Genomic DNA, 22,764 nt, shown 5'->3' with positions numbered 1-22,764 from the left:
TTCAATGAAACGCTTCAAGCCCCTGCTGCTCGCTGCTGCCCTGGCAAGCACCGCCCAGGCCACCCTGGCCGCCGACTGGCAGGCCTCGCCTTACGGCAAGCAGGACGAGATCGGCGCCGCCAACCTGCTCACACCCGAGGTGGTGAAACAGGCCGTAGGCCTGGTCAAGACCGGCAAGACCTACCCCCTGGCAGTACCGGTCAGCAAAGACCTGCCGGCCTTCCGCCATCGCAGCTTCCACCTGTACAACATCCAGCCCGGTGAACAGGCCGGCCAGACCCTGGGCCGCAACAAATTCAGCTTCAACGACGAACTGGTCAACGGCTGGACCGGCGTCGGCACGCAGCTCAACGGCATCGGCCATATCGGTATCGACAACGTCTACTACAACGGCAACAAGGCGGCCGATTTCGTCACCGTCGAAGGCGTGACCAAGCTGGGCGTGGAAAAAGTGCCGCCGATGGTCACCCGCGGCGTGGTGCTGGACATGACCTCCCACTACGGCAAGGCCATCGTCCCCGGTGGCACCGCGTTCAATGTCGACGACATCAAGGCCGTGCTGAAAAAAGAAGGCATCACTTTGCGCAAGGGTGATGTGGTGCTGTTCAACACCGGCTGGCTGGAACTGATCGGCAAAGACAACCAGCAGTTCCTCGCCACCGAGCCTGGCATCGACCTGGCGGCCGCCGAGTGGCTGGCGGACCAGGGCATCGTCGCCTTCGGCGGGGACACCTGGGCTTCGGAGGTGTACCCGAACCCGACCGGTGAAGAGTTCCCGGTCAACCAGTTCATGCTGGCCAAGCGCGGGATCTACAACCTGGAACTGATCGACACCCGCGCGTTGGTAAAAGACAAAGCCTTCGAGTTCCTGTTCGTGTTGGGGCAGCCGCTGTACAAGGGCTCGACCCAGGTCAACATCAACCCGGTGGCTATCCACTGACTCGAAGCAGTGAAACGTCATACAGCATGAGCCGTACAGCCTTACTGTGAGGTACCTGCAGCGTGGCTAGCATCGGCACTCCCTTGATCAAGCGAGTGCCTTTGCCATGCTTCTGATCCGCCCCAACTGCGCTGCATTGACGCTGGTGTGCGCAACTGTTCTTACAAGCCCTGCGCTGCTGGCCATGCCCCTGACCCGCGATAACGGCGCGGCAGTCGGTGACAACCAGCACTCCCAGACTGCCGGTGCCACTGGCCCGACCTTGCTTCAGGATGTGCAACTGATCCAGAAGCTCCAACGCTTCGACCGCGAACGCATCCCGGAACGCGTGGTGCACGCCCGCGGCACTGGCGCCCATGGCGAGTTCACCGCGTCCGAAGACTTGTCGGCGCTGACCATGGCGCCGCTGTTCACCCCCGGCGAAAAGACCCCTGTGTTCGTGCGTTTCTCGTCGGTGGTGCATGGCCTGCACTCGCCGGAAACCCTGCGCGACCCGCGAGGCTTCGCCACCCGCTTCTACACCTCGACGGGCAACTGGGACCTGGTCGGCAACAACTTCCCCACGTTCTTCATCCGCGACGCCATCAAGTTCCCGGACATGGTCCATGCCTTCAAGCCCGACCCTCGCAACAACCTGGGCAACGATGCCCGGCGCTTCGACCTGCTCTCGCACATGCCAGAGGCCACCCGCACCCTGACCCTGCTGTACTCCAACGAAGGCACACCTAAAAGCTATCGGCACATGGATGGCAACAGTGTGCATGCCTACAAGTTCGTCAACGCCAAAGGTGAACCCACCTACGTGAAGTTCCGCTGGAAGAGCCTGCAAGGCCAGGAAAACCTCGACCCCAAAGCTGTCGAGCAGATCCAGGGCAAAAGCTTCAGCCACATGACCGAGGACCTGGTAAGCGCCATTGCCCGTGGCGACTATCCCAAGTGGGACCTCTATATTCAGACGCTGCGCCCTGAGCAGCTGGCAGGCTTCGACTTCGACCCGCTGGACGCCACCAAGGTCTGGCCGCAAGTGCCCGAGCGCCGGGTGGGGCAGATGGTGCTCAAGCGCAATGTCGACAACTTCTTCCAGGAAACCGAACAGGTCGCACTGGCGCCTTCCAACCTGATCAAAGGTATAGAACCCTCCGAAGACCGCTTGCTGCAGGGCCGGCTCTTCTCCTATGCCGACACCCAGATGTACCGGGTCGGCGCCAACGCTGGCAGCCTGCCGATCAACCAGCCACGCGCAGCCGTCAACAATGGCAACCAGGATGGCGCACTCAACCCCAACCGCACCCGTGACATGGTCAATTACCAGCCCAGCCGCCTGCAGCCACGCAGCACCACCGAGTCCGCGCGCTACAGCCAGCTGGCCTTGAGCGGCACGACCCAGCAACAGGGCATCGCCCGCGAGCAGAATTTCAAGCAGGCCGGTGACCTTTACCGCGCTTATTCGAAAAGCGAGCAGCGTGACCTGGTCAACAGCTTTGGCCAATCACTGGCTGTTGCCGATGAGCAGAGCAAACACATCATTCTGTCGTTCCTTTACAAGGCTGATGCCGAGTACGGGACGAGGGTGGCAAAAATCGCAGAGGGTGACCTGAAACGGGTCAAGGCGCTGGCAGCCGACCTGCAAGACTGAGGTTGGCAAGCCCGGCCAACCTGGCCCGATAGCTGCCTGGGCTCTGCCCGGTCCACTTCTTGAACGCCCGGTGAAACGCACTGGGCTCCTGGAAGCCAGCCTGCTCGGCAATCTCGGCGATGCTCAACGTGCCTTCGCGCAAATGCTCGAAGGCCATCGCCCGGCGTACTTCATCCTTGATCTGCTGATACGAGCGCCCTTCACGCTCAAGCTGGCGGCGGAAAGTGCTGGCACTGATCCCTTGCTGCTCGGCCATGGCCGCCAGCGTCGGCCATTGCCCATAACGGCGGGCGCGCAAATGCCGATAGACCTCGGCAACCAGGCCATTCTGATTGCGAAAGCGGATCACCAGGCCCTGTGGTGCACTGCGCAGGAAGGTCTTCAGGCCCGCCAGGTCCTGCACCACCGGCAGGCGCAGCCAGGCGCTGTCGAACTCGACCTCGGTGCGCCCGCTACCCAGGCGCAGGTCCGGCCCCCACAGCAGCGGGTCATCATCCTGGGCCGGGCGTGCCACCGCCAGCTCGGTGCGATCGATGGCGATGCGCCGCCCGGCCAGCCAGCACAGCAGGCCGATCATCAGCACCAGGTAGGTTTCCTCGGCGTACACCCGGGTCAGCGGGTCGGCGATCGCCGACTGCACACTGATCACCGCACGCCCACCGCGCAGCGTAAGGCTGCCACGCAGGTCGCGCAGGAACAGGGCGAAACTGCTCATGCACTGGCGCAGGGCCTTCTCCAGGTTCGGTTCCTGGATCAAGCCACGGCAGATCAGGGCAAAGCTGCCCAGCGGCATGCCATGGCTGTCGAGGCGAAAGAACTCGTCGTCCAGCAGCTCGATCAGCTCCAGCCACAAGCGCGCGAATGCCTTGGCCGGCACCCGTGCCTGGGGCTGACCGAGCACGGCCGGGTCGATGCCCACGCCGCGCAGCCGAGCCTCGAGCACCTCGGGTTGCTCGCGCAAGGCATGCAGCATGGCATTGAGAAAGTACACCGCGACCGAATCGCTATCGCGCATGGCGGAATTCACTGTCTATGCTGAGTGGCAAAAAATGCCAGGTTGACTGAACAGATCCGGCATAGGCTGCAACAGAGCCTTTGCCTAGACTCGGACCCACCTCGGGATCGCCGGCCATTCTCGCAGAGCCTGGCCCGCTCCCGCCATGCCTTCGCAATCGGAGCCTTTATGAGCAGCGCAGAAATCTACGTCGTCAGTGCCGTCCGTACCGCCATCGGTGGTTTTGGTGGTGCCCTCAAGGACCTGCCACTGGCCGACCTGGCCACCGCCGTGACCCGCGCCGCCATCGAACGTTCGGGCGTAGCTGCCGAGCAGATCGGCCATGTGGTAATGGCCAACGTCATCCCTACCGAAGCACGCGACGCCTACCTGTCGCGGGTAGCGGCCATGAACGCCGGCATCCCGAAGGAAACCCCGGCCTTCAACGTCAACCGCCTGTGCGGTTCGGGCCTGCAGGCCATCGTCTCGGCCGCGCAGTGCCTGCTGCTGGGTGACGCCGAGGTCGCCCTGGCCGCCGGTGCCGAGTCCATGAGCCGCGGCCCGTACCTGCTGCCGCAGGCTCGCTGGGGCGCGCGCATGGGGGATCTGCAAGGCATCGACTACACCGTCGGCGTATTGCACGACCCGTTCGAGCACTTCCACATGGGCATCACTGCGGAAAACGTCGCCGCCCAGCAGGGCATCAGCCGCGAAATGCAGGACGAACTGGCCCTGACCAGCCAGCGCCGCGCCGCCCGCGCCCAGGCAGAAGGCCGCTTCGACAGCCAGATCGTGCCAATTGAACTGAAAACCCGCAAAGGCACCGTGCAGTTCGCCGTCGATGAGCACGTGCGTGCCGATGTAACGGCCGAGCAACTGGCCGGCATGAAAACCGTGTTCAAGAAGGACGGTACCGTCACTGCCGGCAACGCCAGCGGCATCAACGATGGCGCCGCCGGCCTGGTGCTGGCGACCGGTGACGCGGTGCGCCGCCTGGGCCTGAAGCCACTGGCGCGCCTGGTGGCCTACGCCCACGCTGGCGTCGAGCCGGAACTGATGGGCCTTGGCCCGATCCCGGCGACCCGCAAGGTGTTGGAAAAGGCTGGCTTGAGCGTCAGCGACCTGGACGTGATCGAGTCCAACGAAGCCTTCGCCGCCCAGGCCTGCGCCGTGGCCCGCGAGCTCGGCTTCGACCCGGAGAAAGTCAACCCGAACGGCTCGGGCATTTCCCTCGGCCACCCGGTCGGTGCCACCGGGGCGATCATCGCCACCAAGGCCATCCACGAACTGCAGCGCATCCAGGGCCGCTACGCGCTGGCCACCATGTGCATCGGTGGCGGCCAGGGCATTGCCGTGGTCTTCGAGCGCGTCTGAGGGGCTGAAACATGACGATTGAACAGATTGCCGTGATTGGCGCCGGCACCATGGGCAACGGTATCGCCCAGGTGTGCGCGGTGGCCGGCTACCAGGTCCTGCTGGTGGACGTTTCCGACGCCGCGCTGGAGCGTGGCGTGGCTACCTTGAGCAAGAACCTGGAGCGCCAGGTGAGCAAGGGCACGCTCGATGCCGAGCGCGCCGAGGCGGCGAAAAACCGCATCCGCACCAGCACCGACTACGCCCAACTGGGCAGCGCGCAGCTGGTGATCGAGGCCGCCACCGAGAACCTGCAGCTCAAGCAGCGCATCCTGCAGCAGGTGGCGGCCAACGTGGCAACCGACTGCCTGATCGCCACCAACACCTCGTCGCTGTCGGTGACCCAGCTGGCTGCCAGCATCGAGCACCCGCAGCGCTTCATTGGCGTGCACTTCTTCAACCCGGTGCCGATGATGGCCCTGGTCGAAATCATCCGCGGCCTGCAGACCAGCGACAGCACCTATGCCCAGGCACTGGTGGTCACCGAAAAGCTTGGCAAGACGCCGATCACCGCCGGCAACCGCCCGGGCTTCGTGGTCAACCGCATCCTGGTGCCGATGATCAACGAAGCGATCTTCGTGCGCCAGGAAGGTCTGGCCAGTGCCGAGGACATCGACACCGGCATGCGCCTGGGCTGCAACCAGCCGATCGGCCCGCTGGCATTGGCCGACCTTATCGGCCTGGACACCCTGTTGGCGATCATGGAGGCCTTCCACGAAGGCTTCAGCGACAGCAAGTACCGCCCCGCCCCGCTGCTCAAGGAAATGGTCGCGGCCGGATGGCTGGGGCGCAAGAGCGGCCGTGGTTTCTTCACCTACTGAGGAGTGCACGCCATGCCCCCGGTCAATGCCGCCATGCGCTGTGCCAACTTCGAAGAGCGACGTGACCGGGCCATGGCACTGTTCGCCGAAAAGGGCTTTGGCCAGGTCAGCATGCGCGAGCTGGCAGCGCATGTGGGGCTGACCGCCGGCTCCCTGTATCACCATTTCCCCAGCAAGCAGGACCTGCTGTTCGACCTGATCGAGGAATTGTACGAAGAGCTCCAGGCGACCCTGGAACAGGGGCGGCGGGCCATGGCACGTGGGGGTTCGGCGTTGAACTGCCTGATTGCCGCGCACTGGCAGTTGCATGCCGAGCGGCCCATGCAGTTTCGCCTGGCCGAACGCGACTTGTGCTGCTTGAGCGAGCAGCAGCAGGCGCACCTGGGGTTGCTGCGCAAGCGCTATGAGGCAGGGTTGCTGCGCCTGATCGCGCCGCAGGCGACTTTGCAGGGGGAGGCATTGGTGGCGACGGCGCATGTCGTGGCGACCTTGCTCAACCAGTTGCCGGGGATGCTCAAGGGCTTGCCTGAGCAACAAGGGCTCGGGTTGATGGAGAGCCTGTTGGTTGGCGGGATCGAGCGGACCCTGAAGTAACGCACGGTCATTGTGGGAGCGGCCTTGTGTCGCGAAAGGGACGCGCAGCGGCCCCAGAATCTATGCCGTTACGCTGACATTCTGGGGCCGCTGCGCAGCCCTTTCGCGACACAAGGCCGCTCCCACAGGCGTCAGTACTCTGCCTTCAGCGCAGCAGCGCCTGGATCTGCTCGTGCAGGGTATCGAGGTCGAACGGCTTGGCCAGGATCGGTGCCTTGCGGGCGATCGGGCTGCCGGACTCAAGGATTTCCGCCGGGTAGCCACTGATGAAGATCACCTTCAGGTCCGGTCGCAGCTTCACCGCAGGCTCGGCGATTTCCACCCCGGAAATGCCACCGGGCAAGCGGAAGTCGGTCACCATCAGGTCCAGGTGCGGTTTGCTCGCCAGAATGGCAAACGCCTGCTCACCGTCTTCGGCCACCAGCACGTGGTAGCCCTCACCCGCCAGGTAATCGCGCAGGATCATCCGGATCGCCGGTTCATCCTCGACCACCAGTACCACATCTTGTGCATCTTCACTCATGACAACGCCTTGAAATTCATACAGTTGGCCATCTGACCCCAGGCTTACGCGGAGGTTGCCCGCAGCTGGTCGTTTTGTTCGGTTTTGCCCGCCAGCGGCAGCTGCAGGCTGAACGTGGCACCCTTGCCCTCCTCGCTTTGCACCTCGATACGCCCGCCGTGGGCATGCACGATCTGCTCGGAGATATACAACCCCAGCCCCAACCCGGCGCTGGCCTGCTGGGTGGCCACGCGCTCGAACTGCTGGAAGATCCGTTGCTGGTTGGCAGCGCTGATACCGATCCCGTGGTCCTGCACCTGCACCCAGGCCATGCCGCCCTGCTCGAACACCCGCACTTGCACCGGCTGGCGCTCGCCATAGCGCAAGGCGTTGGACAACAGGTTGGCCAGCACTTGCTCAATGCGAAATTCGTCCCACTCGCCCTGCAAAGGCTCACAGCGCTGCAGCTCGATGTGCGTCTGCAACGCCGTGGCCTGGGCCGCGAAGTTCTCTACAAGGCCGCGTACCAGCTGACTCAGGTCGAACGCCCTGGGCCGCAGTGACAACTTGCCGGTGCGAATGCGCGACACGTCGAGCATGTCCTCGATCAGGCGGATCAGGCTGTTGATCTGGCGCTCGTCACGCTCGACCATGGCCTGCAGCTTATCGGGGCTGAACGCGTCGTGATTGCCGCGCGCCAGGTGCATCTTGCGCAACTGGGCTTCCAGGATCAGGCCGTTGAGCGGCGTGCGCACTTCATGGGCAACGATCGACATGAAGTCGTCGCGCATCCGCACTGCGTGTTCCAGCTCGCCACGCGCCACCTGCAACTGGGCCAGCAGCAACTCCTGCTCCTGGCGGCTGCGCTCAAGCGCCTGCAACTGGCGGTCGAGCACCTTGCGCTGGCGATACAGGTCGACGAACACCGACACCTTGCTCTTCACCGCCACGGTGTCGAGGGGCTTGTGCAGGAAATCCACGGCGCCGCTCTCGTAGCCCTTGAAGGCATAGTTCATTTCGCGCCCGGCAGCGGTGACGAAGACGATCGGAATGTTGCGGGTCTTTTCCGTGCCGCGCATCAGTTCGGCCAGCTCGAAGCCGTTCATGCCTGGCATCTGCACGTCGAGAATGGCCAGGGCGAACTCGTGCTCGAGCAACAGCGACAAGGCTGCTTCCGCCGACTGCGCCTGGTGCACCTCGCGGTCTTCACCCTGGATCAGGGCGGCGAGAGCCAGCAGGTTTTCCGGCAGGTCGTCGACGATCAGCAGTTTGGCAGTGGTGAGGCTTAGCATGCGCTGGGTTCCAGGGTAGCGAGCAATTGCCCGATACCGCTCAGAGAAAGGATAAGGTCAGGCGCGTGCAGGGCCAGGGCGGCCTCCGGCATCAGCGCCACCTGTGCGTCGCGGGGGTCTTGGACCACGGTCCGGCCACCGCTGTTCTTGATGTAGGCAAGCCCTTCGGCGCCATCTTCGTTGGCCCCGGTGAGCAGCACGCCGAGCAGCCCGGGGCCATAGGCATCGGCCGCCGAGGTGAAGAGAAAATCGATGGCCGGGCGCGAGAAATGCACCGGTTCTTCCTGGCTCAGCGACAGGCTGAGGTCGGCTTCCACCGACAAGTGATAGCCCGGCCCGGCCACGTAGATCTGCCCAGGGGCAATGGCTTCCTTGTCACAGGCCTGGCGCACCGGCCGCTGCAAACGCCGTTGCAGCACTTCGGCCAGCTGGCTGTGGCGGTCGTCAGGCAGGTGCAGCACGCACAGCACCGGAATGGCGAAACCGGCAGGCAACGCCCCGAGCACCGAGAACAGTGCCGTGACGCCACCCGCCGAGGCGCCAATGACCACCGCGCGTACGCCGTTCATGATTTGCGGAAGATCCGTTCGGGTTTGACCAACGGCTCGAAACGCCCGCTATAGGCGGAAAAATCCACCGATTCCTTGCTGCCCAACACCAGGAAACCACGGTGGCACAGCGACTCGTGGAACAGGCCGAGGGCGCGGTCCTGCAGTTCCTTGTTGAAGTAGATCAGCACGTTGCGGCAGGACACCAGCTGGGTTTCGGAAAACACACTGTCAGTGGCCAGGCTGTGGTCGGCAAAGGTCACGTTTTCGCGCAGGCTGCTGTCCATGATGGCGTTGCCGTAGGCGGCGGTGTAGTACTCGGCAAAGTCGCGGCGCCCGCCGGCCAGGCGGTAGTTTTCTTCGTACTCGCGCATGCTCTGCATCGAGTAGATACCCTGCTTGGCGCGGTCCAGCGAATGTGGGTTGATGTCGGTGGCATAAATGATGGTGCGTTCGAGCAGGCCCTCCTCGCGCAGCAGGATGGCCATCGAATACACCTCTTCACCGGTGCTGCAACCGGCAATCCACACCTTGATCGACGGCCAGGTGCGCAGCAGCGGCACCACTTCCTGGCGCAGCGCGAGGAAGTGGCCGGGGTCGCGGAACATCTCGCTGACCGGGATCGTCAGGTACTGCAGCAGCTGCATGAACATGCCCGGGTCGTGCAGCACCCGCTCCTGCAGCGCCGACACTGTGAGGCAGTCGAACTGGCGTAGCGCATGCAGGACCCGGCGCTTGATCGATGCGCCGGAGTAGTTGCGAAAATCGTAGCTGTACTTGAGGTAGATCGCCTCGATCAGCAGCCGGATCTCGATGTCGGTGTTGCGCTCGCTAGTCAAATTCGCTCCAGTTGCGGTAGCCACACGCGGATCAACGAGAACAGGCGGTCCAGGTCGATCGGTTTGGCCAGGTAATCATTGGCGCCGGCCTGCAGGCAACGCTGCTGGTCGTCCTTCATCGCCTTGGCAGTCACGGCGATGATCGGCAGCTTGCGCCAGCGCGGCTGCTGGCGGATCAGGCGGGTGGCCTCGAAACCGTCCATCTCCGGCATCATCACGTCCATCAGCACCAGGTCGATGTCATCGTGCTGCTCCAGGCGCTCGATGGCTTCGCGCCCGTTGCGGCCGATCTCGACGATCGCGCCCTTGTGCTCCAGGGCACTGGTCAGGGCGAAGATGTTACGCACATCGTCGTCCACCAGCAGCACCTTGCGCCCTTCGAAGACCTTGTCGCGGCTGCGCGCGGTCTTGAGCATGCGCTGGCGTTCATGGGACAGCTGCGATTCCACTTTGTGCAGGAACAGCGTCACTTCATCGAGCAGGCGCTCTGGCGAGCGCGCGCCCTTGATGATGATCGAGCGCGAATACTTGAGCAGGTCGGCCTCTTCCTCGCGGGTGAGGTTGCGCCCGGTGTAGACGATCACCGGCGGGAACGAGCGGATATCCTCGGCGGTCATGCGCTTGAGCAGCTCGTTGCCGAGCATGTCGGGCAGCTTGAGGTCGATGATCATGCAGTCGTAGATATTTTCGCGCAGCAGCGCCAGGGCGTCCTGGGCCATGGCCACGGCAGTGATCTCGACATCTTCGTCGCCGATCAGGCGGGCGATGCTCTCGCGCTGCAGGTCGTCGTCTTCCACCAGCAGGATGTGCTTGAGCTTCTGTGTCAGCTTGGCTTCCAGGCGGGCGAAGACCTCCTTGAGCTCCTCACGGCTGGTCGGCTTGACCGCATAGCCCACCGCGCCCATGTGCATGGCCGCCTCTACCCGGTCTTCCACCGAGATGATGTGCACCGGGATGTGCCGGGTGGTGGCCTGCTCCTTGAGGCGCTGCAGCACGGTCAGCCCGGAATGGTCGGGCAGGCGCATGTCCAGCAGGATGGCGTCGGGAATGTACTGCTCGGCCAGCTCGAAGCCCTCATCGGCGCACGGCGCCACCAGGCAGCTGTAACCCAGCTCGTGCGCCAGGTCGTAGAGAATGCGGGCGAAATTGGGCTCATCTTCGACCACCAGGATGCAGCGGTTGCCAAACGGTGCACGCTCACGGTCATCGCTGAAGGCCGGGGCCGGGCGCTTGGACACTGCAGGCGCGGCAATCGACGGCGCCGGCGGCAAGCTGTCGACCGCCGGCCGAAGGCTCAGCGCTTCGATCTCCTCACCTTGCGACTCGTAGCGTTCGGGCATGAGCAGGTTGAACACACTGCCCTGCCCTGGGCTGCTGTCGACGCTGATCTGCCCGCCGAGCAAATGCGCCAGGTCGCGCGAGATCGACAGGCCCAGGCCGGTGCCGCCGTAGCGGCGGTTGCTGGTGCCATCGACCTGGTGGAAGGCGCCGAAAATCGCCTGCTGCTGGTCGGCGGCAATGCCGATGCCACTGTCGCGCACCGAGAAGATGATGCCACTGCCGACCTGGTAGCCGATGTTCAGGCTGACCTGGCCACGCTCGGTGAACTTGATGGCGTTGGACAGCAGGTTCTTGAGAATCTGCTCCAGGCGCTGGCGGTCGGTGAACAAGGTCGCTGGCACCTGTGCTTCGACCGTGACGTCAAAGCCCAGGCCCTTGTGCTCGGCCAGCGGCAGGAACATGCCGCGCAGGCCTTCGACCAGGCGCTCGAGCTGTGTGCTTTCGGGGCGCACTTCGAGCTTGCCGGCCTCGACCTTGGCGATGTCGAGGATGTCGTTGATCAGGTTCAGCAAGTCGTTGCCGGCAGAATAGATGGACTCGGCGAACTTGACCTGCTCGGCACTGAGGTTGCCCTCGCCGTTCTCGGCCAGCAGCTTGGCCAGGATCAGCGAGCTGTTGAGCGGCGTGCGCAGCTCGTGGGACATGTTGGCGAGGAATTCGGACTTGTACTTGCTCGAGCGCTGCAGGTCGTCGGCACGGGCCTGCAGTTCTTCCTGAGCCTGGCTCAGTTCGTCGTTCTTGCGGTCCAGGGCGTCGGTGCGTTCGGACAACTGTTCGTTGGTCTGTTCAAGTTCCGCCTGCTGGGTTTCCAGATGCGCCTGGGATTCCTTGAGCACCCGCGATTGCTCTTCGAGTTCTTCGTTGGCGGTCTTGAGTTCTTCCTGCTGCACCTGCAGTTCTTCGTTGAGTTGCTGGGTTTCGGCCAGCACTTCCTGCAAGCGTTGGCGGTAGCGGGCGCTTTCGATGGAGATGCCGAGGTTTTCACTCACCCGCTCCATCAGCTCGTCGTCGCGGTCCTGCAGCGGACGCAGAAAACCGAGTTCGAGCACGCCGTTGATCTGCCCGTCGTTACGCGCAGGCATCAGCAAGGCGCCACGCGGCAGGCCGTCGCCAAGGCCCGAGCTGAGCCGGTAGTAGTCCTGCGGCAGGTCATCCAGGCGCAACAGGCGCCCTTCACGTACGGCTTGGGCCAGCAGGCCGTCGTGGTCACCCAGCACCTGCTGGCGGGCCTGTTCTTCGCTGCTCAGGCCATAGCTGGCCACCCGCACCAGGTGGCCATGTTCGTCGCGCACGTAGAGCGCACCGACCACACTGCCCAGGTAGCTGGCGAAGAAGCGCAGGATATTGTCGCCAAGCATTGGCAAGGTCAGCTGGCCCAGCACCTGCTCGGCCAGTTGCGTCTGACCATTGCGCAGCCAGGCCTGGCGCTCCAGGCGCTCGGCGGCGCGCTGCTGAGCCTGCAGGTTTTCGGTGTAGCTGGCCGACAGTGCCAGCAGGTCACGGCGGCCGAGGTAGGCGAGCAAGGCGCTGAGGCCGACGATCAACAGCACAAACACGGAAATGGCGGTGACGGTGACAGTGCTGACCTTCTCGGTGCGCGCCATGCGCAATTGCTGTTCGGTGCCGATCAGGCCATCGAACTCCTTGCGTATTTCGTCGGTGATGCGCTTGCCACGGCCATTGCCGACCGAGGCGCGGTAGTCACCACCGCCGCGGCGCTGGCTGATCATCTCGCCACCAAAGGCGTTCCAGGCGTTCTGCAGGGCGATCAGCCGGTCGATACGGTCGACTTGCTGCGGGTTGTCCTCGACCATGGCGCGCAGGCTCTGCAGGCTGCCGAGGATGCGCGGCTTGGCCACCTCGTAGGGGTCGAGGAAGCGTTCGTCACCGGTGATCAGAAAACCGCGCATGCCGGTTTCCATGTCGATCGACAGCTTGACCGTCTCGTTGGCATTGCCGATCACCCGATCGGTGTGCTCGACCCATTGCATGGCCGAAAGCAGGTAGTTGATCACCGCGACAAAGGCCACGGCGCCAAGCAGGCCTACCCCCAGGGGCAGGCCGACATTGCGGCTCAACAGCTTGCGGAAGCTTTGCTGGTCCATCGAGGCTGCTTGAATCATCTGAAAACGCCCGCGCGAAAAAAGTCCATTGAAAAGTGTGGCGGCTGAAGCCTGTTATTGTCTGCCGCTGCGCTCACCGGTCAACATGCGAGTCTAACCCGCTTGGGCGGCTTCGGCAGGGCATTTAGCCAGTATTTGAAGGCTGCCTGTGAGAATCGTTCCATCGAAGTGCGACTGTCGGTATCCTCGGGAACTTCTGATGCTGCCTGGCGCACAGAGTAGGAACATGACTTTTTCAACAGGGAACCCACCATGCAACTTCTGGTTGTCGAAGACGACGACATCGTCCGTATGCTGATGCTCGAAGTGCTCGATGAATTAGGCTACAGCACTATTGAAGCGGAAGATGCCACGGCGGCGCTGAAGATCATCGAAGATGCCAGCCAGCAACTGGCTCTACTGGTAACCGACGTGGGCCTGCCGGACATGCGCGGCGAAGAACTGGCGGCCAAGGCCCGTGCGGCGCGGCCGTTGCTGCCGGTGCTGTTTGCCAGCGGTTATGCCGAGAGTTTCGATGTGCCCGAGGGCATGCACATGATTGGCAAGCCTTTCAGCATCGACCAGTTGCGCGACAAGGTCGTGGAGATATTGGGTACGCCTTGAGAACGGCGGCGCCTGTTTCGCGGCTAAAGCTGCTCCTACAGGCCTGTTGCATCCCTGTAGGAGCGGCTTCAGCCGCGAAGAGGCCGGTACAGGCACCCCACCTTACAGCTCCCGCCGCAAGAGGTAGGTATCCATGATCCACCCCATGCGCGCCCGCTCCCGCTCGCGCACTTCAAGAATCCGTGCTTTCACGGCCTGCAATGGCCCGGCGATGAGCACTTCATGCTCGGTGCCCAGGTAAGCGCCCCAGTAGATCACCAGCGCCGGGTCCTCCAGCGTGGCAAACGCGCACTGCCCATCGAGCATAACCGCCACATTGTCCACCTGCCCCTGCTCGGCCAGGCGCCGCCCTGGCAGCACAGTCAGCGGCTCGCCAATGCGATTGAGCGGAACCTGATGCCGCGCCGCCAGGGCCTGCACACTGCTGATGCCGGGGATCACCTGCAGGCGCAAGGCCACCCCGCGTTCGCGGACCAGGTCAAGAATGCGCAAGGTGCTGTCGTACAGGCCCGGTTCACCCCATAGCAAAAAGGCGCCGATATCGTCGGCGCCCATCTCCTCAGTGATCAACCGGGCGTACAGTGCGGCACGCTGGCGGTGCCAGTCGTGAACCGCGCCGGCATAATCCGCAGCCTCGGCATCACGCTGCGGGTCCGCGACCTGCACCAGGCGGTAGCCGCCCTCTGGCCGGTAGCGTTCAAGCATGGCCTTGCGCAGGCGCACCAGTTCATCCTTGCCAGCGCCTTTGTCGAGCACGAAGAACAGCGTGGCGCTGCGCAATGCATCGACCGCCTCAACGGTAATCTGGCGTGGGTCGCCCGGGCCGATGCCAATCAACAACAAGTCCTTCATGGCACCGCCCGGCCTGTGACCTAGAGAATAGAGAAGTTATAGCTGACGATGACCCGGGTCTCGTCCATGTCACGCGCCCACTTCTCATAGTTGCTGCGGTAGGTGGAGTTGCGCAGGCGCACGCTGACATCCTTGAAGGTCCCGCCTTGCACCTGGTACTTGAGTTCGGTGTCGCGTTCCCATTCCTTGCCTTCGGCATTGCTGCCCGGGACCTTGATGTGGTCACCGTTGATGTAGCGGGTAAAGAAGCTCAGGCCGGGTACGCCGAGGGCTTTGAAATCGTAGTCGTAGCGCAACTGCCAGGAGCGTTCCTGGGCGGCGGCGAAGTCGTTGACCTGGGCGTAGTTGACCAGGTACGGGTTGCTGCCATCGAGGTACGGCATGGCGCTCTCGCCGTACATGCGCTGCCAGCCGGCGCTGATCTTGTGCCCGCCCAGGCTGTAGCCGAGCATGCCGCTGAAGGCACGGTGGTCGATCTCTCCGGCGCGGGCGTTGCCGATGTCATCGCTCTTGATCAGGCGCAGGTCTGCCGACAGGCTACCGACCGCGAGCGGCTGGCTGGCGACCAGGCCAAGGAAATGCTGGCGGTAGATGTTTTCCAGTTTGGCGACCTGATACTGGGCACTGATCCGGTCGTTGAAACGGTAGTCCAGGCCAGCCAGGTCGAAGTGATCGGCTTCGATATCGCAGGCATAGCGCTTGTTCTTGCAATGCACACGAATGTCCTGGCGATCAGTGGAATCTCGCGCGGTGTACTTGTTCAAGCGAGCCAGGGTGAACTTCAGGTCGCGTACTTCTTCGGAGGTCAGCATTGCGCCGTGGAACATGGTCGGCAACAGGCGACCATCGTTGTATTTCAACAACGGTACATCCGGCATCATCGAGCCGTACTTCAGTACCGTGTTGGACACCTTGACCTTCGCCGCCAGGCCCATCTTCGCGTATTGGTCGGCAGAGTGACGTGGGTCGTGCCCGGAAGAAGGCAGCAAACCACTGTTACTGTCGGACGGGCTGGAGTCGAGCTTCAAACCGAACATGCCCAGTGCATCCACACCGAAGCCGACCGGGCCCTGGGTATAAACCGACTGCACATTGAGAATGAAGCCTTGCGCCCACTCTTCACGTTTTGACGCACCCTGGCTGGAACTGCTGTGGCCGTCACGAAAATCCCGGTTGAAGTAGACATTGCGTGCTTCGACCTTGGCACTAGTGTCTTCAAGAAAACCGGCGGCCTGGGCATGCGCGCCGGTACACAACAGGAACAAGCCGGCAACACGACGCCCGGGGGCGAGAGGAAGGGGGGAAAACATGCGAGGGAACATCCACAAGAAAGGCGAAAAAAACAAATCATGACGCACCTGCGTCACGCTAATGCGTCGCGGCCGAACATACGCCGACCATCATCTGAAATGATCGCTCAAACGCTCTGGGCCGGGCCATTGGACCATGGTCTAGAGCCCCTGACAGGCGGGCCGAAAAAACGCATCAATTACCGCCCGGAAAACTTGGAAAGTTCCCGTCTTACTTATAAAAAGTTTGCGGTTTACCGAATTCAAGCAAGTGTCTACACTCGATGTCAGCGAACAGCTTTACCCACCCGCGTGGCCGGCGTTTAGTCTTATCAATGTTCGTCACGCCCTGCCACGGAAGACGTACAGGAGTGATTACAGTGTCCAGACTTGCAGAGTTTCGTGCTGCCGAAAAAGCGCTCCAGGAACAGATGGCACAACTGGAAGCGCTGAAAAAGGATGCCGGCCTCAAACGCGAAATCGAATTCGAGCAGAAACTAGTCGGCCTGATGAAAAGCTATGACAAAAGTCTGCGCGATATCATCGCCATCCTCGACCCGAAGGCGGTAACCCGTGGCACTGCCAGTGCACCGAAACAGCAGCGTCGCCCGCGCGTGGTGAAAGTCTACGAAAACCCGCACAGCGGCGAGCTGATCGAGACCAAAGGCGGCAACCACCGCGGCCTCAAGGCATGGAAAGAACAGTACGGGGCCGCTACCGTGGAAAGCTGGGTGCGCTGATGAAACATCAACGCCCACTTCACACTTTTTTCACAAGGGCTGCAGCAGTATCGAGACAGCTAAAGGACTAGCGACCCCATCACGCGCCCGCACATGCGGGCCTCTAATTCCGGCGCCCTGCTCCCACCGAGCAGGGCGCTTTCATTTGCGCAGACGCTTCACTGCCGTATCATGGCCCTCCTGTCTGTTTCGCTGGCACCTGATGCCGGCCCCGTCTCTGGAGTACCCATGAGCCTGCACGATCTGCAAACCCTGCCTGGCGTCACCGCGCAGCCAGACGCTGCCACCGCCCAGTTCGTCTTCAACCACACCATGCTGCGGGTCAAGGACATCGAGAAGTCGCTGGACTTCTACACCCGCGTGCTGGGCTTCCGCCTGGTCGACAAGCGTGACTTCCCTGAAGCTGCCTTCAGCCTGTACTTCCTGGCCCTGGTCGACCCGGCGCAGATCCCTGCCGACGACGCCGCGCGCCACCAGTGGATGAAGTCGATCCCGGGCGTGCTGGAGCTGACCCACAACCACGGCACCGAGAACGACGCCGAGTTCGCCTACCACAACGGCAACACCGACCCGCGCGGCTTTGGCCACATCTGCATTTCGGTGCCGGACGTGCGTGTTGCCTGCGCCCGCTTCGAAGAGCTGAACGTACCATTCCAGAAGCGCCTGCAGGACGGCCGCATGAACCACCTGGCCTTCGTCAAGGACCCGGACGGTTACTGGGTGGAAGTGATCCAGCCAACCGAACTGAAGGGCTGACAGCCGCAGTTCGCGCTCGTCGGGCCGGGAACTCCTGGCCCCTTGCTGTGGTATATGAAGGTAAGCGCTTCACATGCCACAGCGAGGTACAGGACGATGCAATCTCTTCACTGTGAATACCGCGACCACACCATCACCGCCAGCGTGATGCCCCACCCCGATTCCCCCCTGCCCTATGCCGCCGGTTGCCTGATCACCGACCCCCAGGGGCACACCAGCAGGCGCATGGCCATGCCGATGAAGTTCTTCTCGGACCTTGAGAATGCTCAGCATGTGTCGTTGGCCCATGGCCGGGCATTGGTGGACGAGCAGCTGGACAAAGGGCACAAAGCCTTCTGAAGACCTGCGCGGGAACTGTAGGAGCGGCCTTGCCGGGGCGCCGGACCGGTCGGATAGGGCTGCTAAGCAGCCCCAAGACATCAGCCTTGATGCATAAATCGCTGGGGCTGCCTTGCAGCCCTATCCGACCGGTCCGGCGCCCCGGCAAGGCCGCTCCTACAGGAGATCGGGTTAATCAGACATTTCGCGCATAAGCTACCGCCGCTTCAACCTGTTCACGGCTGGGCCGCACCCCGGTGTACAGCACGAACTGTTCCAATGCCTGCAACGCGATCACGTCCAGCCCGGTAATCACCGGCTTGCCCAGCGCCTCTGCCCGCTGGATCAATGGCGTGCGCGCCGGCATCGCCACCACATCAAATACCCGCTCGGCCGCCGCGATGGCGTTTTCGCTGAAGGCCAGCACATCGGCCTCCGGCCCGCCGGCCATGCCGATTGGCGTCACATTCACCAGCATCGGCGGGCACAAGTCGCCCAGTTCGGCCACCCAGCGATACCCGCAAACGTCCGCCAGCTGCCGCCCGGCCTGCTCGTTGCGGGCGACGATGATGCCTTCGCGGAACCCGGCATCGCGCAGGGCACTGGCCACGGCCTTGGCCATGCCACCGCTGCCGCGCAAGGCAAAGGCCGTGGCAGGGTCGACCTGGTGCGCCTCAAGCAGTTGCCGCACGGCCAGGTAATCGGTGTTGTAGGCCTTCAGGTGGCCTGCGCTGTTGACCAGGGTGTTTACCGACTTGATCGCCGCCGCCGACGGGTCGATTTCATCGACCAAGGCCATGCAGGCCTCCTTGTACGGCATCGACACGCCACAGCCGCGAATGCCCAGCGCGCGAATGCCTGCAACTGCTGCCGGCAGGTCGTCGGTGGTCATGGCCTTGTAGTAATAGTCAAGGCCCAGCTGCTGGTAGAGGTGATTATGAAAACGCACGCCAAAGGTGCCAGGCCGCCCGGCCAGGGATATGCACAGCACCGTGTCTCTGCTGGGAGTTGTCGCCATAACCTGCTCCTTTTTCATAACTGAATCGTTTGTGCAGCCTAACAGACACAACCACTGGTCGTCCCTTACACAACCTTTACCGTTCCCCTGTGCTCGGCTTACAGAGACCGGAGTCATAGTAATAAGGCCCCAAGCGCGGGGTTATCTTGCGAGGAAGTCTCATGAACCGTCATCTCCCCGGAATCGCCCTGCTGGTCGGTGCCTTGGCCATCAGCGGGCAAGCCTCTGCCCATGGTGGCGGCGGGCATGGCTGGTATGGCCCAGGCCCACTGCTCGGCGCGGCCGTGGTCGGGGCCGTGGTCGGGGCGACGGTGTATGGCGGCCGCGACCGCACCGTCTATGTCGAGCGCCAGCCAGCCTACTATGGGCCACCGCCCGTGTATGTGCAGGCCCCGCCGCAGCCGGTTTACTACCAACCGTACTACGTGCCGGCACCGCCGCCGCCGGCGTACCGCCCCTATTACGGCCCGCCACCGGTGTATTACGGCCCGCCACGCTGGTGACCGTTGATAAAACTGATGAGCACTATTGAGCGAGTTGATTTCAAACCGTACCGGCTGCTGCGTAAGGTAGGGCCATGTTTCACAGGAGGTCCCCATGGCCACTATCCAGATCATGTCCGTCGTCGGCACTGCTGTCCCCGTCACCCTGCGCGAGCAAGGCCTGCTGGCCTGCTGGTACCTGGTAAGCAATGGTGAGGCTGTCAGCGGCCCGCTCGCCACCCGTGCCTCGGCCCAGGCCTTGGCAGAACAGCTTCAGGCCGCTTGCCTGATCGCTTGACCGAATTTGTTGTGCGTTGCTCCCTACGCCTCTTCTGACCCGCCTCTGGCGGGTCTTTTTTTGCCCGAGCGAACCGACGAACGGAGACAGAAAAACCGATACAGCATGAAGCTTTTTTCATTTCTGTTAGCCGACTCAACGAGCAATCGACAGGCGTTCAGCCATACTCCAGAATGCATCGGTTTTTTGGGGGAAAACCCTTGCACAGCCAACGACATACCAACTTTTAGTGAGCCTCAACGTGAAAACATCCCTGTCCATCCTCAGCCTGCTGCTGTTGCTCACAGGTACTGCGACCCTTCCGTCGACCGCTGCTGCGCAACCCCCGGCCCAGGTCCAACGCGACCCGTCCAAGCTGCACCTCGCGTCTGGCAGCGCCCTGCTGATCGACCTGAATACCAACCAGGAACTGTATTCGAGCCGCGCCGACCGCGTGGTGCCCATCGCCTCGGTGACCAAGCTGATGACAGCGATGGTGGTGCTGGATGCCAAGCTGCCCATGGATGAGATGCTCACCATGACCATCGCCAACAACCCGGACATGAAAGGGGTGTACTCGCGCGTGCGCCTGGGGAGTGAGCTGAACCGCCGGGAAACCCTGCTGATTACCCTGATGTCGTCGGAAAACCGCGCTGCCACCACCCTGGCCAACCATTACCCGGGCGGCTACCCGGCTTTCATCAAGGCGATGAACGCCAAGGCCCGCAGCCTGGGCATGGCGCACACCCGCTATGTCGAGCCGACCGGCCTGTCGACGCAGAACGTCTCCACCGCCCACGACCTCGCCAAGTTGCTGATGGCATCGCGCAAGTACCCGATGCTGAGCGAGCTGTCGACCACCCGCGAGAAGACCGTGGCCTTCCGCAAGCCTAACTACACCCTGGGCTTCCGTAACACCGACCACCTGGTGAACAAGAGCAACTGGGACATCAGCCTGACCAAGACCGGTTTCACCAACGAGGCCGGCCACTGCTTGGTGCTGCTGACCAAGATGGACAACCGACCGGTGGCCATGGTGATCCTCGATGCCTTCGGCAAGTACACCCACTTCGCCGACGCCACCCGCATGCGCCAGTGGCTGGAAACCGGTGCGACCAAGCCGGCACCGGCAGTGGCCATGCAGTACAAGGCGGACAAGCACAGCAAGGGGCGCCTGGCTTCGGAGTAACCTGAAGCCTGCAGATTACCTGTGGGGGCGGCGGTTCGGCGCCCCGACTTGCCCGCGAGCGCCGGCCACGCCGGTGCCATGCCCCGCAGGCCGGTGCGGCAGGCTTCAGGCCTGGGTGTTTACCACCCCGCCGGCACTGCTGCCACCGGTCTCCTGCAGCGCTTCGAGCAACTGCCCGGTTGCCGTGATGATCTGCCCGCTGAGGGTGGCGATGCTGGCCTGCTTGGCAGTGATTGCCGCCAGCTTGGTGGTGTCATCGCCCTTCTGCGCCATCAGGCTGGCCAGCTGCCTTTGTTCTTCCGCCATCTGCTTCTGCAGGTTCTTGATCATCTCGCGCAGCTGCTTGATGTGCGCCGGCTCATCACTTTCGCTGCTGCCCTGAGCGCCACCCGCCGCCTGAGCCTGCCCGTCGCCGCGCACTTTCGACGTGTCGACCTGCAGCGTCGAGCTGCCGCCCTCGGTCTTGTCACTGTCGCCGGCCTGAAGGGTGCTGGCCGCCTGGGTCGAAGCGTTGCTGATGCTGACTGATGCTATACCAACCATGTTTTTCTCCCTGCGTTGCGATGGGTCCTTGAGTTGACCTGCGTATCGGCCGGCAGGCCCAGACCTTTAGGCCCGCTCGGCCGCAGGCACCCTCCCCGGCAGTAAATTCCCCTTCAGCTGGCTCGTTCCACCCAATGTACAAGCGCAGGCGCCGGAGCCCCGGCATGCGCCCACATTCGCCCCATTATGGAATCGCAGCCATGAGCCAGTCTGCACACCCGGAAACAATCAAGGACCTGATCGGCGTGGGCTTCGGCCCGTCCAACCTGGCCCTGGCCATCGCCCTGGAAGAACTTGCCCAAAGCCAGGGCCACGCCCTCGATGCGCTGTTCATCGACAAGCAGAAGGAATACCGCTGGCACGGCGAAACCCTGGCCACCCAGAGCGAACTGCAGATCTCGTTCCTCAAGGACCTGGTCTCGCTGCGCAACCCGACCAGCCCCTACAGCTTCGTCAACTACCTGCACCAGAAGCAGCGCCTGGCCGACTTCATCAACCTCGGCACCTTCTACCCCTGCCGCCTGGAGTACAACGACTACCTGCGCTGGGCAGCCGAGCATTTCGCCACCCAGGCCGTGTATGGCGAAGAAGTGCTGCGCATCGAGCCGGAAGTGAAAGCCGGGCGCGTCGAGCACCTGCGCCTGGTCTCGCGTGATGGGCAAGGCCGGGAGTTCAGCCGGCGTACGCGCTCGGTGGTGGTCGGCAGCGGCGGCACACCGAAAATCCCCGAAAAATTCGGTGCGTTCAAGGACGATCCTCGGGTCTTCCACCATTCCCAGTACCTGAGCAGCCTGAACAAGCTGCCGTGCACGGCCGGCAAACCAATGCGCATCGCCGTGATCGGCTCGGGCCAGAGCGCCGCCGAGGCGTTCATCGACCTCAACGACAGCTACCCGTCGGTCAAGGTCGACATGGTGCTGCGCGGCTCCGCCCTCAAGCCGGCCGATGACAGCCCGTTCGTCAACGAGATTTTCTCCCCGGACTACACCGACCTGGTCTACAACGAGCCAGCCGACCAGCGTGCCAAGTTGCTCGGCGAGTACCACAACACCAACTATTCGGTGGTCGACCTCGACCTGATCGAGCGCATCTACGGCATCCTCTACCGGCAGAAGGTGGCGCATCAGTTCCGCCACAACGTGCTGTGCCGCCGCCAGGTGGAGGCCGTGGTGGCCACCCGCGACGGCATCGAACTGACCCTGCGCGACCTGGCCACCGGCCAGCAGCAGACCCACCGCTACGACGCCGTGATTCTTGCCACCGGCTACGAGCGCCGCTCGCACCGCGACCTGCTCGCCCCGCTGGCGAACTATGTGGAAGACTTCAGCGTCGACCGCAACTACCGGGTACTGGCAAGCCCCGACCTGCAGGCTTCGGTCTATCTGCAAGGGTTCTGCGAGAACAGCCACGGCCTCAGCGACACCTTGCTTTCGGTCCTGCCCTCGCGTGCCGCCGAAATCGGCCAGGCGCTGTACCACGACCTGGCACGCCAGCATGGCAAGGCTCAGCCCGCCGTGGCCCTGACCAGCGCCTGATTCACGCTGCTCCCCCACCGACAGGGCGCCACGAGCGCCCTGTCAGCGTTTGTACCCGCCGAAACATTTGCTTGCACTTAATCCGGCAGGATTTTCATTCTCATTCGTCCTTTGAAGAA

General features: G+C 63.1%; 23 protein-coding genes. 13 read left to right on the top strand and 10 right to left on the bottom strand.

Going from position 1 to position 22,764, the window contains the following annotated elements:
* The first annotated feature begins 4 nt into the window (after positions 1-4).
* Positions 5-940: a cyclase family protein gene (locus BUQ73_RS09375; RefSeq protein ID WP_079227586.1), complete on the top strand. Its 936-nt coding sequence runs from the start codon at positions 5-7 to the stop codon at positions 938-940.
* 184 nt (positions 941-1,124) lie between these two features.
* Positions 1,125-2,576 (top strand): catalase, encoded by a 1,452-nt coding sequence (locus BUQ73_RS09370; RefSeq protein WP_192858719.1) that lies wholly within the window; start codon positions 1,125-1,127, stop codon positions 2,574-2,576.
* On the opposite strand, the gene BUQ73_RS09365 is transcribed toward BUQ73_RS09370, so the two are convergent.
* Entirely contained in the window at positions 2,545-3,591 is a 1,047-nt protein-coding gene (locus tag BUQ73_RS09365; protein WP_079227584.1) for an AraC family transcriptional regulator, read from the bottom strand. The genes BUQ73_RS09370 and BUQ73_RS09365 overlap by 32 nt on opposite strands.
* A 168-nt stretch (positions 3,592-3,759) precedes the next feature.
* On the opposite strand from BUQ73_RS09365, the gene BUQ73_RS09360 reads away from it, so the two are divergent.
* Genes BUQ73_RS09360 through BUQ73_RS09350 form a run of 3 tightly spaced genes read left to right on the top strand, consistent with a single transcriptional unit; the run spans position 3,760 to position 6,398 of the window.
* Positions 3,760-4,944, top strand: a complete 1,185-nt coding sequence (locus tag BUQ73_RS09360) for an acetyl-CoA C-acyltransferase family protein (RefSeq protein WP_079227583.1) — start codon at positions 3,760-3,762, stop codon at positions 4,942-4,944.
* A gap of 11 nt (positions 4,945-4,955) precedes the next feature.
* Positions 4,956-5,804, top strand: a complete 849-nt coding sequence (locus BUQ73_RS09355; protein WP_079227582.1) for a 3-hydroxybutyryl-CoA dehydrogenase — start codon at positions 4,956-4,958, stop codon at positions 5,802-5,804.
* 12 nt (positions 5,805-5,816) lie between these two features.
* Positions 5,817-6,398, top strand: coding sequence for a TetR/AcrR family transcriptional regulator (locus BUQ73_RS09350; protein WP_079227581.1), 582 nt, complete (start codon positions 5,817-5,819; stop codon positions 6,396-6,398).
* 145 nt (positions 6,399-6,543) lie between these two features.
* Here BUQ73_RS09350 and BUQ73_RS09345 read toward each other — a convergent pair whose 3' ends face one another.
* The 5 genes from BUQ73_RS09345 to BUQ73_RS09325 are packed head-to-tail and all read right to left on the bottom strand — an operon-like array spanning position 6,544 to position 13,043.
* Complete coding sequence (locus tag BUQ73_RS09345) at positions 6,544-6,921, bottom strand: response regulator (RefSeq protein WP_023629509.1); 378 nt, start codon at positions 6,919-6,921, stop codon at positions 6,544-6,546.
* A 44-nt stretch (positions 6,922-6,965) separates the two neighbouring features.
* On the bottom strand, positions 6,966-8,192 hold the full coding sequence (locus tag BUQ73_RS09340; RefSeq protein WP_079227580.1) for a hybrid sensor histidine kinase/response regulator: 1,227 nt from the start codon (positions 8,190-8,192) through the stop codon (positions 6,966-6,968).
* Entirely contained in the window at positions 8,186-8,761 is a 576-nt protein-coding gene (locus BUQ73_RS09335; protein ID WP_079227579.1) for a chemotaxis protein CheB, read from the bottom strand. The genes BUQ73_RS09340 and BUQ73_RS09335 overlap by 7 nt, the downstream gene beginning before the upstream one ends.
* On the bottom strand, positions 8,758-9,579 hold the full coding sequence (locus BUQ73_RS09330; RefSeq protein WP_079227578.1) for a CheR family methyltransferase: 822 nt from the start codon (positions 9,577-9,579) through the stop codon (positions 8,758-8,760). Before BUQ73_RS09330 ends, BUQ73_RS09335 begins: the two co-directional genes overlap by 4 nt.
* Complete coding sequence (locus tag BUQ73_RS09325; protein WP_079227577.1) at positions 9,576-13,043, bottom strand: response regulator; 3,468 nt, start codon at positions 13,041-13,043, stop codon at positions 9,576-9,578. Before BUQ73_RS09325 ends, BUQ73_RS09330 begins: the two co-directional genes overlap by 4 nt.
* Positions 13,044-13,295: 252 nt before the next feature.
* On the opposite strand from BUQ73_RS09325, the gene BUQ73_RS09320 reads away from it, so the two are divergent.
* The gene (locus BUQ73_RS09320; protein ID WP_079227576.1) at positions 13,296-13,646 is read left to right on the top strand and encodes a response regulator; all 351 of its coding nucleotides are present in this window, start codon (positions 13,296-13,298) and stop codon (positions 13,644-13,646) included.
* A 102-nt stretch (positions 13,647-13,748) separates the two neighbouring features.
* Here BUQ73_RS09320 and cobF read toward each other — a convergent pair whose 3' ends face one another.
* A complete protein-coding gene (gene cobF, locus BUQ73_RS09315) occupies positions 13,749-14,498 on the bottom strand; it encodes a precorrin-6A synthase (deacetylating) (RefSeq protein WP_079227575.1) in 750 nt (249 codons plus the stop codon).
* Positions 14,499-14,518: 20 nt separating this feature from the next.
* The gene (locus BUQ73_RS09310) at positions 14,519-15,808 is read right to left on the bottom strand and encodes an OprD family porin (protein WP_079227574.1); all 1,290 of its coding nucleotides are present in this window, start codon (positions 15,806-15,808) and stop codon (positions 14,519-14,521) included.
* Between the two features lie 359 nt (positions 15,809-16,167).
* On the opposite strand from BUQ73_RS09310, the gene BUQ73_RS09305 reads away from it, so the two are divergent.
* From BUQ73_RS09305 to BUQ73_RS09295, 3 genes are all read left to right on the top strand, one after another.
* Positions 16,168-16,527, top strand: a complete 360-nt coding sequence (locus BUQ73_RS09305) for a histone-like nucleoid-structuring protein, MvaT/MvaU family (RefSeq protein ID WP_027918528.1) — start codon at positions 16,168-16,170, stop codon at positions 16,525-16,527.
* Positions 16,528-16,755: 228 nt separating this feature from the next.
* The gene (gene gloA, locus BUQ73_RS09300) at positions 16,756-17,283 is read left to right on the top strand and encodes a lactoylglutathione lyase (RefSeq protein ID WP_027918527.1); all 528 of its coding nucleotides are present in this window, start codon (positions 16,756-16,758) and stop codon (positions 17,281-17,283) included.
* Between the two features lie 96 nt (positions 17,284-17,379).
* The gene (locus BUQ73_RS09295; RefSeq protein ID WP_027918526.1) at positions 17,380-17,622 is read left to right on the top strand and encodes a hypothetical protein; all 243 of its coding nucleotides are present in this window, start codon (positions 17,380-17,382) and stop codon (positions 17,620-17,622) included.
* A gap of 175 nt (positions 17,623-17,797) precedes the next feature.
* Here the strand turns inward: BUQ73_RS09295 and BUQ73_RS09290 are convergent, their stop codons facing one another.
* A complete protein-coding gene (locus BUQ73_RS09290) occupies positions 17,798-18,619 on the bottom strand; it encodes a shikimate 5-dehydrogenase (RefSeq protein WP_079227573.1) in 822 nt (273 codons plus the stop codon).
* Between the two features lie 161 nt (positions 18,620-18,780).
* On the opposite strand from BUQ73_RS09290, the gene BUQ73_RS09285 reads away from it, so the two are divergent.
* The 3 genes from BUQ73_RS09285 (at position 18,781) to pbpG (ending at position 20,567) form a co-directional block, all read left to right on the top strand.
* Positions 18,781-19,122, top strand: a complete 342-nt coding sequence (locus BUQ73_RS09285; protein ID WP_079227572.1) for a hypothetical protein — start codon at positions 18,781-18,783, stop codon at positions 19,120-19,122.
* A 94-nt stretch (positions 19,123-19,216) separates the two neighbouring features.
* Positions 19,217-19,399, top strand: a complete 183-nt coding sequence (locus BUQ73_RS09280; protein WP_027918523.1) for a hypothetical protein — start codon at positions 19,217-19,219, stop codon at positions 19,397-19,399.
* 241 nt (positions 19,400-19,640) lie between these two features.
* Positions 19,641-20,567 (top strand): D-alanyl-D-alanine endopeptidase, encoded by a 927-nt coding sequence (gene pbpG / locus BUQ73_RS09275; protein ID WP_079227571.1) that lies wholly within the window; start codon positions 19,641-19,643, stop codon positions 20,565-20,567.
* 105 nt (positions 20,568-20,672) lie between these two features.
* Here the strand turns inward: pbpG and BUQ73_RS09270 are convergent, their stop codons facing one another.
* Positions 20,673-21,110 carry a spore coat protein gene (locus BUQ73_RS09270; protein WP_079227570.1) on the bottom strand — a complete coding sequence of 146 codons (438 nt, stop codon included), beginning with the start codon at positions 21,108-21,110 and terminating at the stop codon, positions 20,673-20,675.
* Positions 21,111-21,310: 200 nt separating this feature from the next.
* Between BUQ73_RS09270 and BUQ73_RS09265 the strand changes: the two genes are divergently transcribed.
* Entirely contained in the window at positions 21,311-22,645 is a 1,335-nt protein-coding gene (locus BUQ73_RS09265; protein ID WP_079227569.1) for a lysine N(6)-hydroxylase/L-ornithine N(5)-oxygenase family protein, read from the top strand.
* Positions 22,646-22,764 lie beyond the last annotated feature (119 nt).

This window comes from Pseudomonas putida (genome assembly GCF_002025705.1).
Classification (GTDB): Bacteria; Pseudomonadota; Gammaproteobacteria; order Pseudomonadales; family Pseudomonadaceae; genus Aquipseudomonas; species Aquipseudomonas putida_J.
The sequence above is the reverse complement of the archived record's forward strand: the minus strand, read 5'-3'. Positions and strand labels throughout refer to the sequence as shown.